General features: G+C 61.0%; 1 protein-coding gene and 1 pseudogene. Both read left to right on the top strand.

Going from position 1 to position 1,260, the window contains the following annotated elements; all coding sequences use genetic code 11:
• A pseudogene (locus EN879_RS39245) lies at window positions 1–446 on the top strand (N-acyl homoserine lactonase family protein); the annotation flags it as partial.
• Window positions 447–488: 42 nt separating this feature from the next.
• A partial coding sequence (locus tag EN879_RS36300; RefSeq protein WP_164774857.1) for an ABC transporter permease occupies window positions 489–1,260 on the top strand: 772 nt, incomplete at its 3' end.

Raw genomic sequence — 1,260 nt, 5'->3', positions numbered from 1 at the left:
GTGTGCAGCTGGCGCGCGACAAGCGCCTCATTGCGGTCGATGGCGCCATGGAAAACGTATTCCCCGGCATCGATCTTCACGTCGCTTATGACAGCCACACCTTCGCATGCATGTGGGTGACGGTGCGCAATGATGGCAAGACGGATTCCCAGGACACCTGGGTGCTTGCCGGTGATCTTGTTTACCAGTTCGAGAACCTGAACGGCGCCTCCGAACAGCTCAAGATCGATGACATGTATCTCCCTGTCGGCCTGGCCACCGGCAGCCAGATCAATCTGATCATGGCCACCGAAGCCATGATGAAACAGGTCGGCCATGAGTCTCGACGGGTCATACCCGTTCACGAGTCGCGGCTCGAACAGACATTCCCGTCCCGGCTCTCCAGCCAGAAGCTGCGGATCAGCGAAATCTGTCTGGCCAGCGGAGCAAGATCCGCACTGCTTTAACCGACAAGTTCGATGCCGCGAATCCGCAGAAGGACAAGACACGTGGAAAATCCTTCAGAGAAGCCAAAGCCGGTCACGGCCTTAGGAGAAGGTGCATCCGGACCGAGCAGTTGGTTTGCCTCAGCTGGTGGGCCGACCGCGGGTATCGCGGCGGCAACGCTGGTCCTGTTCGTCTTCGGCGGCCTGATCGCCCCGCAGAGTCTTGGCACCGGAGCGATGAGCGGAATGCTTCCCTTTGCCGCGATCCTGGCCCTGGTCAGCCTGGGTCAGACACTCGTCATCCAGCAGGGCGGCATCGATCTGTCCGTGCCGGGGATGGTTTCGCTCAGCGCTGTCATCGTCTGTTACTTCTCGGAGAGCCAACCGAATGCCGAGGGCAGTGTCGTCCTGGCACTCTTTTACGCTTTCGCCGCGGCAGCTGTAGCGGGGCTGATCAGCGGCCTGCTCGTCAGCAAGGTTCGTGTTGCGCCGATCGTGGCCACAATCGGCATGAACGCGCTGCTCTATGGCATGAACGTCAAGATTTCGGGCGGCACACCGGTGTCGGTACCCGGGTCGATAGCGGCATTCGCCAACGGCAAGATATTTGGCATCACGCAGCTCGCCTATTTGGCAGTAGCGATGGCTATTGTCGTCATTTTCGTCGTCAAGGCGACGACCTTCGGGCGCAATTTCGAGGCTGTCGGCGCAAACAGCCGGGCGGCACGCGCGGCGGGTATCGTCGCTGACCGCTACCAGATCGCCGCGTATGTGGGCGCGAGCCTGCTCGATTCGGCCGGCGGCATTCTGGTCGGCGGCCGTAAGGAACCGCCAA

The sequence above is a fragment of the Mesorhizobium sp. M7A.F.Ca.AU.002.02.1.1 genome, assembly GCF_003998535.1.
Classification (GTDB): Bacteria; Pseudomonadota; Alphaproteobacteria; order Rhizobiales; family Rhizobiaceae; genus Mesorhizobium; species Mesorhizobium ciceri.
This window is presented reverse-complemented; position numbering and strand designations above follow the sequence as displayed.